Source organism: Streptococcus mitis SK564 (assembly GCF_000148525.1).
Lineage (GTDB): Bacteria > Bacillota > Bacilli > Lactobacillales > Streptococcaceae > Streptococcus > Streptococcus mitis_H.
The window spans coordinates 1-14,934 of the sequence record NZ_AEDU01000019.1; the positions used below are offsets into that span (position 1 = coordinate 1).

General features: G+C 42.1%; 12 protein-coding genes, 1 pseudogene and 1 riboswitch. Of the genes and pseudogenes, 11 read left to right on the forward strand and 2 right to left on the reverse strand.

Features of this window, described 5'->3' with window-relative positions; translation table 11 throughout:
• Positions 1–115: 115 nt before the first annotated feature.
• On the reverse strand, positions 116–793 hold the full coding sequence (locus SMSK564_RS08735) for a DUF1129 domain-containing protein (RefSeq protein WP_000077989.1): 678 nt from the start codon (positions 791–793) through the stop codon (positions 116–118).
• 11 nt (positions 794–804) lie between these two features.
• The gene (locus tag SMSK564_RS08740) at positions 805–1,749 is read right to left on the reverse strand and encodes a magnesium transporter CorA family protein (RefSeq protein ID WP_000815623.1); all 945 of its coding nucleotides are present in this window, start codon (positions 1,747–1,749) and stop codon (positions 805–807) included.
• A gap of 131 nt (positions 1,750–1,880) precedes the next feature.
• On the opposite strand from SMSK564_RS08740, the gene uvrA reads away from it, so the two are divergent.
• From uvrA to cls, 11 genes and pseudogenes are all read left to right on the forward strand, one after another.
• Complete coding sequence (gene uvrA, locus SMSK564_RS08745) at positions 1,881–4,712, forward strand: excinuclease ABC subunit UvrA (protein WP_001152878.1); 2,832 nt, start codon at positions 1,881–1,883, stop codon at positions 4,710–4,712.
• Positions 4,705–5,766: a M24 family metallopeptidase gene (locus tag SMSK564_RS08750; protein ID WP_001042842.1), complete on the forward strand. Its 1,062-nt coding sequence runs from the start codon at positions 4,705–4,707 to the stop codon at positions 5,764–5,766. The genes uvrA and SMSK564_RS08750 overlap by 8 nt, the downstream gene beginning before the upstream one ends.
• Before the next feature lie 57 nt (positions 5,767–5,823).
• A riboswitch (M-box (ykoK) riboswitch) is annotated at positions 5,824–5,974 on the forward strand.
• Positions 5,975–6,168: 194 nt separating this feature from the next.
• Complete coding sequence (gene mgtA, locus SMSK564_RS08755; RefSeq protein WP_000858858.1) at positions 6,169–8,829, forward strand: magnesium-translocating P-type ATPase; 2,661 nt, start codon at positions 6,169–6,171, stop codon at positions 8,827–8,829.
• A 135-nt stretch (positions 8,830–8,964) separates the two neighbouring features.
• The gene (gene spx / locus SMSK564_RS08760; protein WP_000591165.1) at positions 8,965–9,363 is read left to right on the forward strand and encodes a transcriptional regulator Spx; all 399 of its coding nucleotides are present in this window, start codon (positions 8,965–8,967) and stop codon (positions 9,361–9,363) included.
• Between the two features lie 60 nt (positions 9,364–9,423).
• Positions 9,424–9,993: an SP0191 family lipoprotein gene (locus SMSK564_RS08765; protein ID WP_000725151.1), complete on the forward strand. Its 570-nt coding sequence runs from the start codon at positions 9,424–9,426 to the stop codon at positions 9,991–9,993.
• Between the two features lie 86 nt (positions 9,994–10,079).
• Positions 10,080–10,346, forward strand: coding sequence for an IreB family regulatory phosphoprotein (locus SMSK564_RS08770; RefSeq protein WP_000507059.1), 267 nt, complete (start codon positions 10,080–10,082; stop codon positions 10,344–10,346).
• Between the two features lie 3 nt (positions 10,347–10,349).
• The gene (ruvX, locus tag SMSK564_RS08775) at positions 10,350–10,769 is read left to right on the forward strand and encodes a Holliday junction resolvase RuvX (protein ID WP_004239076.1); all 420 of its coding nucleotides are present in this window, start codon (positions 10,350–10,352) and stop codon (positions 10,767–10,769) included.
• Positions 10,770–10,784: 15 nt separating this feature from the next.
• On the forward strand, positions 10,785–11,090 hold the full coding sequence (locus SMSK564_RS08780) for a DUF1292 domain-containing protein (RefSeq protein ID WP_000017620.1): 306 nt from the start codon (positions 10,785–10,787) through the stop codon (positions 11,088–11,090).
• A gap of 355 nt (positions 11,091–11,445) precedes the next feature.
• A complete protein-coding gene (locus SMSK564_RS08785) occupies positions 11,446–12,696 on the forward strand; it encodes a folylpolyglutamate synthase/dihydrofolate synthase family protein (RefSeq protein WP_000464322.1) in 1,251 nt (416 codons plus the stop codon).
• Positions 12,693–13,130: pseudogene (locus SMSK564_RS08790) on the forward strand (SP_0198 family lipoprotein). Before SMSK564_RS08785 ends, SMSK564_RS08790 begins: the two are co-directional and overlap by 4 nt.
• Before the next feature lie 139 nt (positions 13,131–13,269).
• Complete coding sequence (gene cls / locus SMSK564_RS08795) at positions 13,270–14,802, forward strand: cardiolipin synthase (protein ID WP_000877347.1); 1,533 nt, start codon at positions 13,270–13,272, stop codon at positions 14,800–14,802.
• Positions 14,803–14,934 lie beyond the last annotated feature (132 nt).

The following is a 14,934-nucleotide window of genomic DNA, read 5'->3' on the forward strand; positions in this document are numbered from 1 at the left end:
GGGCCTATTTTATCACAAAAGATAAGAGAAAGCTATGTGGGATGTCAGAGGAATACTTTTAAATCAGGAAAGTAGTAAAAAAGCAACCGTACCTGCAGTTGCTTTTATAATTCTCTTAATAACGTGTTGGCCCTGCACTTGCGCTGCGGATGTTCAAGCGTTTTTTGAGATAGAAGCGAAGGGCTAGGAGGGCTGCTCCGATAATAGCCAGTGGCAATGGAGCAAGTACTGGATTAAGGCTAGCTGGTAGGAAGCTTGTTGCAAAGAAGACAAGCAACCAAAGGAACATAGAAGCTAGGATAACCAGTACAGATTTCCAGAAAGGTGGGCGTTGACTGCGATCCATGTCTGGTCCATAATACTGGTAAACAAAGTAGTACATCAAGTAGAAGGCAAATCCACCAACCAGTCCAACTAATAGGAGAGTAATTAAACCGTAACCGATAGCTTGATCTGCTGAGAAGAAGGTTGTGAGAGCGCTGACGAGGGCAAAGAGGCTAGTGATGAAAAGGGCTGAATCCATAATCATGAGTTTTGGATCATCATTTTCTTTTGGATGCTCTTTTTCGTACTGCTCTTTGACAGTAAAGCTATGAGCCCAGTGAGTTGGCGCGCCATAGAGGGAACGAGCAGTCGTACCCTTGGCTTGCTCTTCAAGGATTTGGGGAATGACTTCCTCAAAAATAGTCTTGATTTCAGCGTCTGATTTCCCATCTTTGATGAATTGTTGGGTAGCGATGTGGATAAATTCTTGGTTTTTCTTAGTTAATTTTTGTAGATCAATCTGAGACATAGGAACTCCTCTTAGAACCATTTTTTATGGATGAGATAGAGAGTGAGCGAAACACTCATAGCAAAGGCGATAAAGACGATTAACCAGAAGGCATTTGGCTCTCCGTTTAGGGGGATTTCATTATCCTTAAAGTTCATCCCGTAGGCAGAAAAGACCATGGTTGGGATGGACATAACGATGGTCACAAGGGCCAAGGTTTTCATGATGTTGTTCTGGTTGTTAGAAATGATAGAGGCGAAGGTCTCTGTCATAGAATGCAAGACGTTTCCATAAATATCTGCCATCTCGATGGCCTGTTGGGTTTCAATCAGGGTATCTTCAAGCAGGTCCTCGTCTTCAAGGTATTTCTTGATATTGCTGGTTGAGCTGGTCAATTTCTTAATCACGCGCTCATTTGTTTTGAGGGAAGCCTTGAAATAGACGATAGTTTTTTCTAATTCCATGAGCTCAATCAATTCTTCATTACGAGTTGATTGATGCAGTTGACTTTCGATTTGTTCACTCTTACGGTCAATCGAACGAAGGGCTGTTAGGTATAGTTCTGCATTGCGATAAAGAATCTGGAAGATAAAACGCGAACGCATAAAAGTATAGAAATTACGCAATCGACGGTTGATAAAGACATCAAGGACAGGTAATGGTTCCAAACACGTAGTGATAATGGTTTCCTCAGTGATGATAATACCAAGCGGGATGGTTACGTAGTAGGTGCGGTTATTTCTTTCCTCTGTGACCGGCACGTCAACGATAATCAGGGTATACTCGTCTTCAATGGTAATACGAGACATTTCTTCCGCATCGAGCGGTGCTCGAAGGTCCGCAATATCGATATCGAAGGCGTTAGCGATTTCGAGTGATTCATTTTGAGTCGGATTGACGAGATTGATCCAAGTACCCGGTTCAAGCGTATCGATCTCTTTAAATTCAGTTGTTGTAGAGAGAAAAACTTGTTTCATATCCCTTATCCTTTCTCATTTTTCAGATTTTTTCACACCGTACTATTATACTACAAAATCGGCCTTTTGGGTAATAGAATCTCACTTTTTTTGGTATAATGGTAAGCAATAATGGACTAGAAAGAACAAAAATGCAAGATAAAATTGTCATTCATGGGGCGCGTGCCCATAATTTAAAAAATATTGATGTGGAGATTCCGCGAGACAAGCTGGTTGTCGTGACCGGCTTGTCAGGTTCAGGGAAATCCAGTCTGGCCTTTGATACCCTCTATGCGGAGGGACAACGTCGCTATGTGGAGAGTCTATCAGCCTATGCTCGTCAATTCTTGGGAAATATGGAGAAGCCTGATGTAGATGCTATTGATGGTCTCAGCCCAGCTATTTCCATCGACCAGAAAACGACTAGTAAAAATCCTCGCTCGACCGTAGGAACCACGACTGAAATCAATGACTATCTGCGTCTCCTCTATGCGCGTGTGGGGACGCCTTACTGTATCAACGGGCATGGAGCTATCAAGGCTTCTTCTGTGGAGCAAATCGTGGATAAGGTTTTGGAGTTACCTGAACGCCAGCGCTTGCAGATTTTGGCCCCTGTCATCCGCAAGAAAAAAGGCCAACATAAGAGTGTTATCGAGAAGGTTCAGAAAGATGGGTATGTTCGTGTCCGTGTGGATGGGGAAGTCTATGATGTGACCGAAGTGCCAGAGTTGTCTAAGAGCAGGCAACACAATATTGATGTCGTGGTTGACCGTATTGTCATCAAGGAGGGTATTCGTAGTCGTCTCTTTGATTCCATTGAGGCTGCCCTTCGTATTGCAGAAGGTTATGTCATTATCGACACCATGGACGACTCTGAGTTGCTCTTCTCTGAGCATTATGCCTGTCCAGTTTGTGGCTTTACTGTTCCAGAGTTAGAGCCACGTCTCTTCTCATTCAATGCTCCTTTTGGTTCTTGTAGTGAGTGTGATGGCTTGGGCATCAAGCTGGAGGTGGATACTGATTTGGTAGTGCCTGATGCCAGCAAAACCTTACGTGAGGGAGCCTTAGCTCCTTGGAATCCTATCTCATCCAACTACTATCCAAATATGCTAGAGCAGGCTATGACAGCTTTTGGAGTGGATATGGATAAACCTTTTGAGGACTTGTCAGAAGAGGATAAGAACTTGATTCTCTATGGATCTGATGGTAAGGAATTCCATTTCCACTATGAGAATGAATTTGGTGGTGTGCGCGATATCGATATTCCTTTTGAGGGAGTTGTTAATAATATCAAGCGTCGCTATCACGAGACAAACAGCGATTATACTCGCACCCAGATGCGCCTCTACATGAATGAACTGACCTGCGGAACCTGTCATGGTTATCGCCTCAATGACCAGGCTTTGTCTGTACGTGTTGGTGGTGAGAAAGGACCACATATCGGAGAAATTTCAGACCTGTCTATCGCAGACCACTTGGACTTGGTGAGCCAGTTAACCTTGTCTGAAAATGAAGCCATCATTGCTCGACCTATTCTCAAGGAAATCAAGGATCGTTTGACCTTCCTTAATAACGTGGGTCTTAACTATCTGACCCTGTCTCGTTCGGCAGGAACTCTTTCAGGTGGAGAAAGTCAGCGTATTCGTTTGGCAACCCAGATTGGCTCAAACCTATCAGGTGTCCTTTATATATTGGATGAGCCGTCAATCGGTCTCCACCAGAGGGACAATGATCGTCTGATTGCCAGTCTCAAAAAGATGCGTGATTTGGGTAATACTCTCATAGTAGTGGAACATGATGAAGATACCATGCGTGAGGCTGATTATCTGATTGACGTTGGTCCCGGTGCCGGTGTTTTTGGTGGGGAAATTGTTGCGGCAGGTACGCCCAAGCAGGTGGCTCGCAACAGTAAGTCTATCACAGGCCAGTACTTGTCAGGCAAACGTGCCATTCCAGTGCCAGAAGAGCGACGTGTCGGAAATGGTCGTTTTATCGAGGTGACAGGAGCGCGTGAGAACAACCTGCAAAATGTCACAGCTCGCTTCCCACTAGGAAAATTTATCGCAGTGACAGGGGTATCAGGTTCAGGGAAATCGACCCTAATCAATAGCATTCTCAAAAAAGCTATTGCTCAGAAGCTCAACCGTAATTCAGACAAGCCTGGTAAATTCAAGACCATCACAGGGATTGAGCATGTAGACCGCTTGATTGACATTGACCAAAGTCCTATCGGACGAACGCCGAGGTCCAACCCAGCTACCTATACAGGAGTTTTTGACGATATACGTGACCTCTTTGCCCAGACAAACGAAGCCAAGATTCGAGGCTACAAGAAAGGGCGTTTCAGTTTCAACGTCAAGGGTGGTCGTTGTGAAGCCTGCTCAGGTGACGGGATTATCAAGATTGAGATGCACTTCTTGCCAGATGTTTATGTGGCTTGTGAAGTCTGCCACGGAACCCGCTACAACAGTGAAACTCTAGAAGTTCACTATAAGGAAAAAAATATCTCGCAGGTCTTGGATATGACCGTCAACGATGCGGTAGCATTCTTCCAACACATTCCAAAGATTCAACGCAAACTTCAGACCATCAAGGATGTGGGGCTGGGCTATGTGACGCTAGGGCAACCAGCTACCACCCTTTCTGGAGGAGAAGCCCAGCGTATGAAGCTGGCTAGTGAACTCCACAAACGATCGACAGGAAAATCTTTCTACATTCTGGACGAGCCGACGACAGGGCTTCATACTGAGGACATCGCTCGCTTGCTCAAGGTTTTAGCTCGCTTTGTAGACGATGGCAATACAGTCCTCGTTATCGAGCACAATCTAGATGTTATTAAGACGGCAGACCATATTATTGACTTGGGACCTGAGGGCGGTGTCGGTGGTGGAACCATCATCGCAACAGGAACTCCAGAAGAAGTAGCGGCCAACGAAGCCAGCTACACAGGACATTATTTGAAAGGAAAGTTACATCATGAATAAACGTGTACAAGCATTTCTAGCTAAAATGCAAGAAAAAGAACTAGATGGCATCATCATCAATAACCTTAAAAACGTCTATTACCTGACTGGTTTTTGGGGTTCAAACGGAACAGTCTTTATCAGCCGTGACCGTCAGGTCTTGGTGACAGACTCTCGCTATATCATTGCAGCCAAGCAAGAAACCAGTGGTTTTGAGATTGTGGCTGACCGTGATGAATTAGCTGTCATTGCAGGCATTGTCAAGGACATGGGCTTGTCTCGAATCGGTTTTGAGGACGAGATTTCAGTATCTTATTACCACCGTATGCAGGCAGCTTTTGCAGGTTTGGACTTGTTTCCACAGACTCAGTTTGTCGAAGGTCTTCGAATGATTAAGGATGAAGCGGAGATTGCAGCGATTCGCAAGGCTTGTTCTATCTCAGACCAAGCTTTCCGCGATGCGCTTGACTTTATTAAGCCAGGAAAGACTGAAATTGAGATTGCCAACTTCCTTGACTTCCGCATGCGTGAGTTGGGAGCATCTGGCTTGTCTTTTGATACGATTCTAGCTAGCGGTATCAATTCTTCTAAACCTCATGCCCATCCTATGCACAAACCAGTAGAGTTAGGGGAAGCTATTACCATGGACTTCGGTTGCCTTTATGACCACTATGTCAGCGATATGACACGGACTATCTATCTAGGGCATGTTAGCGATGAGCAGGCAGAAATTTACAATACGGTTTTGAAAGCCAACCAAGCCTTGATTGACCAGGCTAAGGCAGGATTAGGTTTCCGTGACTTTGACAAAATCCCTCGTGATATTATCATTGAGGCAGGTTATGGCGACTACTTTACTCACGGTATTGGCCACGGTATTGGACTGGATATCCATGAGGAACCATACTTTAGCCAAACTTCTACAGAAACTATTAAGGCAGGTATGGCCTTGACAGATGAGCCAGGTATCTATATCGAAGGCAAATATGGCGTTCGTATTGAGGATGATATCCTGATTACAGAGACAGGTTGTGAATTATTGACCCTAGCTCCAAAAGAGTTGATAGTTATTTAAGAGTCAAACAACTCAAATGATTGACTTTTAAATTTTAAAGGTTTATACTGAAAGACGAAAACGGTAGGTGAGGCTACCATAGGGATACGGATGACTACCGCAAAGCAGTGGAGACACTACTCGTTGGTCAACAGTCCTGGTCGCGAAGGCCAAGACTAAGCTCATTACATTGCCCTATGGAGTTAAAGCTTGAACGAAAAACAGATAATTAGTTTTTTAATCCTGCCATTTTATGGTGGGATTTTCTACTGTTTAAATCAAAGAAAGGAGATAAACGATGCAAATTGACGATCATCCGGAACCGCACATACACAGCCAATCGCTGATTTGTGTCGTTCTGTCCTTATAAAGTGATTGGTCTCTGTGTATGAAACACATCATTCATACAGATAGGAGAAACCAATGAAAACTACAAAAGAAAGATTAGCAACAGCTATTCATACATCTTTAAACGAAACTCTATCTTTTTATAAGACAAGTCTAACAGGCCTGACTGAGGAGCAGGTGGAGAAAAATCGTGACCTATATGGCGAAAATACCATCACAAAGGGTCAAGAAGACAGTATCCTCAAAAAGATTTACGAATCCATTATCAATCCTTTTACAATCATCTTGCTGGTCATCGCCGTGATTTCCTTGGTGACCAATGTCTGGTTGGCAAAACCAGGTCAAGAAGATCCGACAACTTCCATTATCATCGTTGTCCTAGTCCTCATTTCTGGTAGCATACGCTTTGTCCAAGAACTCCGTAGTGATAAGGCTGCGACCAATCTATCAAAAATGATTGTCAACACAGCGACTGTCATTCGTCAAGGAGAAATCCAAGAAGTACCTATCGATGATTTGGTAGTGGGTGACGTGGTTAAATTAAGCGCTGGAGACATGATTCCAGCAGATCTTCTTTTATTTGAGTCGCGCGATTTCTTTGTACAACAGTCGGGCTTGACAGGTGAAAGTGAATCGGTTGAAAAATTGGCCTTGACCAAGGCAACAGTTCAACAATCTGATAGTCTGCTAGAAGCAGAAGCGCTCGCTTTTATGGGCACCAATGTCTTATCTGGTAGTGCCAAGGCCGTGGTTTTAGCAGTTGGTGATGATACCATGATGGGAGCCATTGAGCAGACTTTGAACACCTATGACGAGCCTACTTCGTTTGAGCGGGAGATGAATAGTATTTCGTGGCTCTTGATTCGTTTGATGCTGGTCATGGTGCCCATCGTTTTCTTGTCCAATGGTTTAACAGATGGCGACTGGTTAGAAGCTGGCGTATTTGCTTTGAGTGTTGGTGTTGGATTGACACCTGAGATGCTTCCTATGATTATCACGGCCAGTCTAGCAAAAGGCTCCATCATTATGGCCAAGGAAAAAGTGGTTATCAAGAAACTCAATGCCATACAGGACTTAGGGGCGATTGATATTTTGTGTACAGATAAGACAGGAACTCTAACCCAAGACGAAATTGTCCTTGAATATCCCTTGGACATCCACGGACGCTTGGATTTGACCGTCTTGAGACGAGCTTATCTCAATTCTTATTTTCAAACGGGCTTGAAAAATTTGATGGACAGAGCCATCATCAAACGGACTGAAAAGGAAGCCAAAGAACACACCCTCTTGCAAAATCTGGCTCAAACTTTTCAAAAAATAGATGAGCTTCCCTTTGATTTTGAACGTAGACGGATGAGTGTTATCGTTAAGGATGAACACGAAGTTGTTAGTTTGGTAACCAAGGGTGCCCTAGAGGAAATGTTGACGATTTCTAGTCATGCAGAATACCAAGGAGTGATTACTCCCTTGACAGATATTATTAGAGAAGAAATTTTAGCAGAAGTCCGACAACTAAATCAACAAGGTTTGCGTGTCTTGGGAGTGGCCTATAAGTCAGGTTTGAGGGAAGGTCATGCCTATACAGTTGATGACGAAGGGGATATGATTCTAACTGGTTATTTAGCCTTCCTAGATCCTCCTAAACCATCTGCAGCACCAGCAATTAAGGCACTGTTAGAACATGGGGTTCAAACAAAGATTTTGACGGGAGACAATGAAAAAGTTACCCAAGCAGTCTGTGAAAAGGTTGGATTAGATATTAATCAGATGCTGTTAGGGTCTGAAATTGACCAGATGAGTAATCAAGAATTGGCCCAAGCTGTAGAGGAGGTAACAGTCTTTGCCAAACTTTCTCCTGACCAAAAAGCAAGGATTATTTTGCAATTTAAAGCCAATGGTCATGCTGTTGGCTATATGGGAGATGGAATCAATGATGCCCCTTCTATGAAAGTAGCAGATGTTGGGATTTCTGTTGATACAGCAGTAGATATTGCCAAAGAAACAGCTGATGTTATCCTACTTGATAAGGATCTCATGGTGCTTGAAAAAGGACTTGTTGAAGGGCGTAAGGTCTATGCCAATATGACCAAATATATCAAAATGACAGTGAGTTCTAATTTTGGAAATATCTTATCCCTATTGGTCTCTGGAATCTTTTTACCCTTTTTACCAATGGCACCAGTCCATTTGATTATCCTAAATCTAGTTTATGATTTGTCTTGCATTGCCTTGCCTTTTGACAAGGTGGACAAAGATTTTTTGAGAAATCCGCATACCTGGGAAGCCAAGTCCATCACACGTTTCATGGTTTGGATGGGGCCTATCTCTTCTGCCTTTGATATTTTGACCTTTATTTTGCTCTATTTTATCATTGTACCCATGACGACAGGTCATGCCTATGTTCATGGAGCAGAGTCGGCCGTAGGCTTTATTGTCTTGTTCCAGACAGGTTGGTTTATCGAATCTATGTGGTCACAAACTATGGTTATCCATATGCTGCGTTCAGCCAAAATTCCCTTTTTACAAAGTCGTCCAGCTTGGCTAGTCCTTGTGACAACCTTATTGGCTGCAGCCTTTGTGACCTTCCTTCCCTACAGTCCACTAGCTAGCCTTCTCCATCTAACTCCTTTAAAACCGATTTATTTCATCTTTTTACTTTTCATCATTATTTTGTATATGATTAGCGTGACAATTGTGAAAAAAATCTATATCAAAAAATATCAAGAATGGCTGTAAATTTCATTTTGTCAAGAAAAAAGTACGAAAATGACGAAAAAAGTCAAAAAAATTTAAAAATAGGTCGCAAGTCGGATGTTTTTTATGGTATAATAGACTAAACTGATAGTAACATGTAGCGAAAGGGGTAGGTACATGATTAAAATTTATACAGTCTCAAGTTGTACTAGCTGTAAAAAAGCAAAAACCTGGCTCAATGCCCACCAGTTAAGTTATAAAGAACAAAACCTTGGTAAAGAAGGAATTACGAGAGAAGAATTACTGGATATTCTAACTAAAACAGATAACGGAATAGCCAGCATCGTTTCATCTAAAAATCGCTATGCCAAAGCCCTTGGAGTGGATATTGAAGATTTGAGTGTCAACGAAGTCCTCAATCTGATTATGGAAACACCGAGAATTTTAAAGAGCCCAATTCTTGTGGATGAAAAACGTCTGCAAGTTGGCTACAAGGAAGACGATATTCGTGCCTTCCTACCACGCTCTGTCCGTAATGTAGAAAATGCAGAAGCACGTTTGCGTGCAGCTCTATAAACATCAAGGCTGGGAGCAACTCCCAGTCTTATTTTAATTTCAAAAAGAAAGAAGAAAGAAATGAAAAAAATAGTTCTTGTTAGCCTAGCTTTCCTTTTTGTCCTGGTTGGTTGCGGACAGAAAAAAGAAACTGGAACAGCTACAAAAACAGAAAAGGATACGCTTCAGTCGGCGTTGCCAGTTATTGAAAATGCCGAGAAGAATACAGTTGTGACCAAGACTTTGGTCTTGCCCAAGTCAGATGATGGTAGCCAGCAAACTCAAACCATTACTTATAAAGACAAGACTTTTTTGAACTTAACCATTCAACAAAAGCGTCCAGTCTCAGATGAGTTGAAGACCTATATTGACCAACACGGAGTGGAAGAAACTCAAAAAGCTCTTCTGGAGGCAGAGGAGAAGGATGAGGCTATCATAGAAGCTCGTAAATTAGCAGGATTTAAGCTTGAAACTAAACTATTGAGTGCAACCGAACTTCAAACAACGACTAGTTTTGATTTTCAAGTTTTGGATGTCAAGAAGGCTTCTCAGTTAGAATATTTGAAGAACATTGGTTTAGAAAATCTCCTGAAGAATGAACCAAGCAAGTATATTTCAGACAGATTGGCAAATGGTGCGACAGAACAATAGAAAATCCAAATAAATAGACTGCCTGAATTGTAGAACGTAAGGAATTATGCTATAATGGTACTATTCTAAGGAAAGAGGGTGTTAGAATGGGATTTACTGAAGAAACAGTACGTTTTAAATTGGACGATTCCAATAAAAAAGAAATTAGCGAAACTTTGACTGATGTCTATGCTTCGTTGAACGATAAGGGCTACAACCCAATTAACCAAATCGTAGGTTACGTATTGAGTGGAGACCCTGCCTACGTTCCTCGTTATAATAATGCACGAAATCAAATCCGTAAATATGAGCGTGATGAAATCGTTGAGGAATTGGTCCGCTACTACCTTAAAGGACAAGGAGTCGATCTATAACCTATGAGAATTATGGGATTGGATGTTGGTTCAAAAACGGTAGGGGTGGCCATTAGCGATCCGCTCGGTTTTACAGCTCAAGGACTTGAGATCATCCAAATCAATGAGGAGCAAGGCCAATTTGGTTTTGACCGCGTTAAGGAGTTGGTTGATACTTACAAGGTGGAACGATTTGTAGTGGGCTTGCCTAAAAACATGAACAATACAAGCGGACCGCGCGTGGAAGCTAGTCAAGCATACGGAGCAAAGCTAGAAGAGCTTTTTGGTTTACCAGTAGACTATCAAGATGAACGCTTGACAACAGTGGCTGCTGAGCGCATGTTGATTGAACAAGCAGATATCAGTCGCAATAAGCGAAAGAAAGTCATTGATAAGTTAGCAGCTCAGCTGATTTTACAAAATTATTTAGATAGAAAATTTTAATATAAAGGAGAGGCTATGTCACACGATCATAACCACGACCACGAAGAACGTGAATTAATTACACTAGTAGATGAGCAAGGAAATGAAACCTTGTTTGAAATCCTTTTGACGATTGACGGAAAAGAAGAATTTGGTAAAAACTATGTTCTTCTAGTACCAGTTAACGCAGAAGAAGACGAAGACGGACAAGTTGAAATCCAAGCTTACTCATTCATCGAAAACGAAGATGGAACAGAAGGCGAATTGCAACCAATCCCAGAAGACTCAGAAGACGAATGGAACATGATTGAAGAAGTCTTCAACAGTTTTATGGAGGAGTGATACAGTCTGGGAGACTGTATCACCCCAACTCCCAGAAATTGGGAAGAGTTGGAACATCCAGTGGACGTTTTTAGCCTGACGCTAAAAATAAAAACCGTCAGTAAGTTTGGGGGATGTTTTTAGCCCAGCTCTTTGAAATAAAAAAGAGCTGGTAAGTCTGGGAGACTGTATCAGCTCAACTCCTAGAAATTGGAAGAGTTGGAACATCCAGTGGATGTTTTTAGCCCACGTTAACATTTATAGTAGCTAGTTATTAGCTAACCAGGTGAGAGGTCGGGACGAAAATCCTGGCCTCGTTTTGTTATCTACGGAATTTTGCTAGGTAATTGATTAGACTTTTATAAAGGAGATGTGTATGTTTGAAGTAGAAGAATGGCTTCATAGTCGGATTGGTTTGAATTTTCGATCAGGTTTGGGCCGAATGCAACAAGCGGTGGATTTGTTAGGAAATCCTGAGCAGTCTTACCCTATTATCCACGTAACAGGGACTAATGGGAAAGGATCTACCATTGCTTTTATGAGGGAGTTATTTATGGGGCATGGCAAAAAAGTTGCGACCTTTACCTCCCCTCATATCATTTCCATCAATGACCGAATCTGCATTAGTGGGCAACCTATAGCAGACACAGACTTCATCCGTTTAGCTGAGCAGGTCAAGGAGATGGAAAAAACGCTTCTGCAAACCCATGATCAGTTGTCCTTTTTTGAATTGCTGACCTTGATTGCTTTTCTTTATTTTAGAGAGCAAGAGGTGGATTTGGTTTTATTAGAAGTGGGAATTGGAGGCTTACTTGACACGACTAATGTGGTAACTGGAGAGATTGCTGTCATCACCTCCATCGGGTTCGATCATCAAGAAACCTTGGGTGATAGTCTAGAAGCAATTGCAGAGCAGAAAGCTGGTATTTTCAAGGCTGGTAAAAAGGCAGTGATTGCGAAATTGCCTCCAGAAGCTAGGCTTGTCTGTCAGAAAAAAGCCGAATCTTTAGCTGTTGACCTTTATCAGGCAAGCCAAGATTTTTCAATGCTGAATGGGGATTTTTCAAGTTCTTTACTAAATATTTCGCAGTTGAAAATAGGCTTAGAAGGAGCTTATCAGCAGGAAAATGCAGCTTTGGCGTTGCAAACTTTTCTTCTTTTTATGGGAGAAAGAAAGGAATCTGTTGATGAGCAGGTTGTAAGAAAGGCTTTGGAGAAGACCCATTGGGCTGGTCGCTTGGAGCGTATTCGCCCTCAGATATACTTGGACGGTGCCCATAACCTCCCTGCCTTGACTCGCCTGGTGGAGTTTATCAAAGAAAAAGAGCAGGAAGGATATCGTCCTCAAATCCTCTTTGGAGCCTTGAAACGGAAGGATTATCAAGGAATGTTGGGTTATCTGACTGAAAATTTACCTCAGGTGGAACTCAAGGTGACTGGTTTTGACTATCAAGGTTCTTTAGATGAGACGGATGTAACAGGTTACGATATAGTTTCTTCTTACCGAAAATTTATTAGCGATTTTGAAGAAAGGGCAGATGCCCAGGATTTGTTGTTCATTACAGGATCTCTCTATTTTATTTCAGAAGTACGGAGCGACATACTGGGGCATGAGCAGATAAATTGACCTCTCTAGCAAGTCTTAGTCTCTTAGTAGCTTGTTCACAAAGAGTTCAACAGGTTCAACAACCAGCAGCTCAACCGCAAACACAACAAACTCAGCAATCTCAATCTGCTGCTTCATCTTCCACAGAAAATACAAACCGGGCAACGACAAGTTCTTCACAAAATGCGCCTGAGGCTCAACCAACTAATATTGATGGGACTTATACCGGTTAGGACGAAGGAGACCGTATCACTTTAGTGGGAACTGGAACAACTGGTACATGGATACAGGTAGAAACTGATGGGGAACAAGAAATCAAGCAGGTTAGCTTCGACGCCGCTAATCAACGCATGATTATTGGGGATGATGTCAAGATTTATGCAATCAATGGTAATCAGATGATTATCGACGATATGGATAGAGAAGCGTCTGATCGCATCGTTTTATCAAAATAGACTAGAAGGAGACTGGATTTTTTGGTCTCTTTTGCTTTTGCTCAGAAAAATGATTATAAATACTTGCCTTCTACCGAATACCTGAGTTATACTAGTTTTAATTACCTGTTTTTATCATTCAAAATATCAAGGAGGGGATATGAAATATAGAAAATTTCAATTATTGATGTCCAAGTATGGCTTTAGTCTTTCGATTATGCTACTTGAACTTTTTCTTGTTTTTGGTCTCTTTCTCTATTTAGGGCGTATGGCCCCTATTCTTTGGGTTATTCTCTTAATCTTTATGAGTATGGCGACTATTGTCGCAATTGTCAATCGTTCCATGGCGCCTGAAAGCAAAGTGATGTGGTTAGTGGTGACTTTTGTTCCTGTCATTGGCCCCTTGCTCTATCTGATGTTTGGTGAAAGACGATTATCCAAAAAAGAAATCAGGCAGTTGGACAAACTTGGTTCTATGCATTTTCGGGAGGATAACAGTAAAGCTCTCCGCCAGAAATTGAAGGAAGATGATAAGGCGGCTTACGGAGTTATCAAATCTTTGTTAAGTATGGATAGTAACGCCGATGTCTATGATCGAACAGACTCACAATTCTTTTCTTCGGGTGAAAGCATGTGGCAATATATGTTGGAAGACCTCAAGAAAGCTGAAAAGTTTATCTTTCTAGAGTACTATATTGTCGAAGAAGGTCTGATGTGGAATAGCATACTAGACATACTAGAGCAAAAGGCAGCTCAAGGTGTAGAGGTCAAGATGCTCTATGATGATATCGGCTGTATGGCGACTTTGCCTGGAGACTATACTATTCAGCTTCGTAGTCGAGGAATTGAAGCACATAAGTTTAACAAGGTGGTTCCTCGCTTGACGGTGGCTTACAACAATCGGGACCATCGGAAAATCCTTGTCATAGATGGTCAGGTAGCCTATACAGGAGGTATTAACTTAGCTGATGAGTACATCAACCATGTAGAACGTTTTGGATACTGGAAGGACAGTGGTATTCGCTTAGATGGCCCTGGTGTCAAGGCTCTCACCCGTCTCTTTTTGATGACTTGGTACATCAATCGTGGGGAAATCAGCGATTTTGACCAGTATCACTTGGAAAATCAGCCTTGTTCTGGCCAAGGGCTCTGCATTCCTTACGGTAGTGGGCCCAAGCCCATCTTCCGTACCCAGGTAGGGAAAAAAGTCTATCAAAGTTTGATTAATCAGGCCACTGATTCGGTCTATATTACAACGCCCTATTTGATTATTGACTATGACTTAACAGAGAGTATTAAAAATGCGGCCATGAGGGGTGTTGATGTCCGCATTGTGACCCCTTTTATTCCAGATAAAAAATTGATCCAGCTCATCACAAGAGGGGCCTATCCGGATTTGTTGTCAGCAGGAGTAAGGATTTTTGAGTATAGTCCAGGCTTTATCCACAGTAAACAAATCCTAGTGGATAAGGACTTTGCTGCAGTTGGGACCATTAACTTAGACTATAGAAGTTTGCTTCACCACTATGAAAATGCAGTCTTGCTATATAAAACAGAATCAATCGCTGAGATTCAAAAAGATTTTCAAGAGATTTTTTCAGCATCGCAAGAAATTTTCCCTCATACGATAAAAAATAGCTGGTATCAAAAGCTTGTAAAAGAAATCGCCCAGTTATTCGCCCCTATCTTATAAGAAATCTAGGACTGAGGACACAAACCAGTCCTATTTTTCTTGTCTTTTACGAATAAGAAGATGCAGGAGGAAAGATGATGACCCAGAAAGAATTGAACTATATCATGACATTTAAACAGACGCATTTACACC

Bases quoted from the DNA above. Each gene is read 5' to 3' on its own strand.
- cls (WP_000877347.1), top strand. From the start codon at position 13,270: ATGAAATATAGAAAATTTCAATTATTGATGTCCAAGTATGGCTTTAGT.
- SMSK564_RS08740 (WP_000815623.1), bottom strand. From the start codon at position 1,749: ATGAAACAAGTTTTTCTCTCTACAACAACTGAATTTAAAGAGATCGAT.
- uvrA (WP_001152878.1), top strand. From the start codon at position 1,881: ATGCAAGATAAAATTGTCATTCATGGGGCGCGTGCCCATAATTTAAAA.
- SMSK564_RS08780 (WP_000017620.1), top strand. From the start codon at position 10,785: ATGTCACACGATCATAACCACGACCACGAAGAACGTGAATTAATTACA.
- spx (WP_000591165.1), top strand. From the start codon at position 8,965: ATGATTAAAATTTATACAGTCTCAAGTTGTACTAGCTGTAAAAAAGCA.
- mgtA (WP_000858858.1), top strand. From the start codon at position 6,169: ATGAAAACTACAAAAGAAAGATTAGCAACAGCTATTCATACATCTTTA.
- SMSK564_RS08770 (WP_000507059.1), top strand. From the start codon at position 10,080: ATGGGATTTACTGAAGAAACAGTACGTTTTAAATTGGACGATTCCAAT.
- SMSK564_RS08785 (WP_000464322.1), top strand. From the start codon at position 11,446: ATGTTTGAAGTAGAAGAATGGCTTCATAGTCGGATTGGTTTGAATTTT.
- SMSK564_RS08765 (WP_000725151.1), top strand. From the start codon at position 9,424: ATGAAAAAAATAGTTCTTGTTAGCCTAGCTTTCCTTTTTGTCCTGGTT.
- ruvX (WP_004239076.1), top strand. From the start codon at position 10,350: ATGAGAATTATGGGATTGGATGTTGGTTCAAAAACGGTAGGGGTGGCC.
- SMSK564_RS08735 (WP_000077989.1), bottom strand. From the start codon at position 793: ATGTCTCAGATTGATCTACAAAAATTAACTAAGAAAAACCAAGAATTT.
- SMSK564_RS08750 (WP_001042842.1), top strand. From the start codon at position 4,705: ATGAATAAACGTGTACAAGCATTTCTAGCTAAAATGCAAGAAAAAGAA.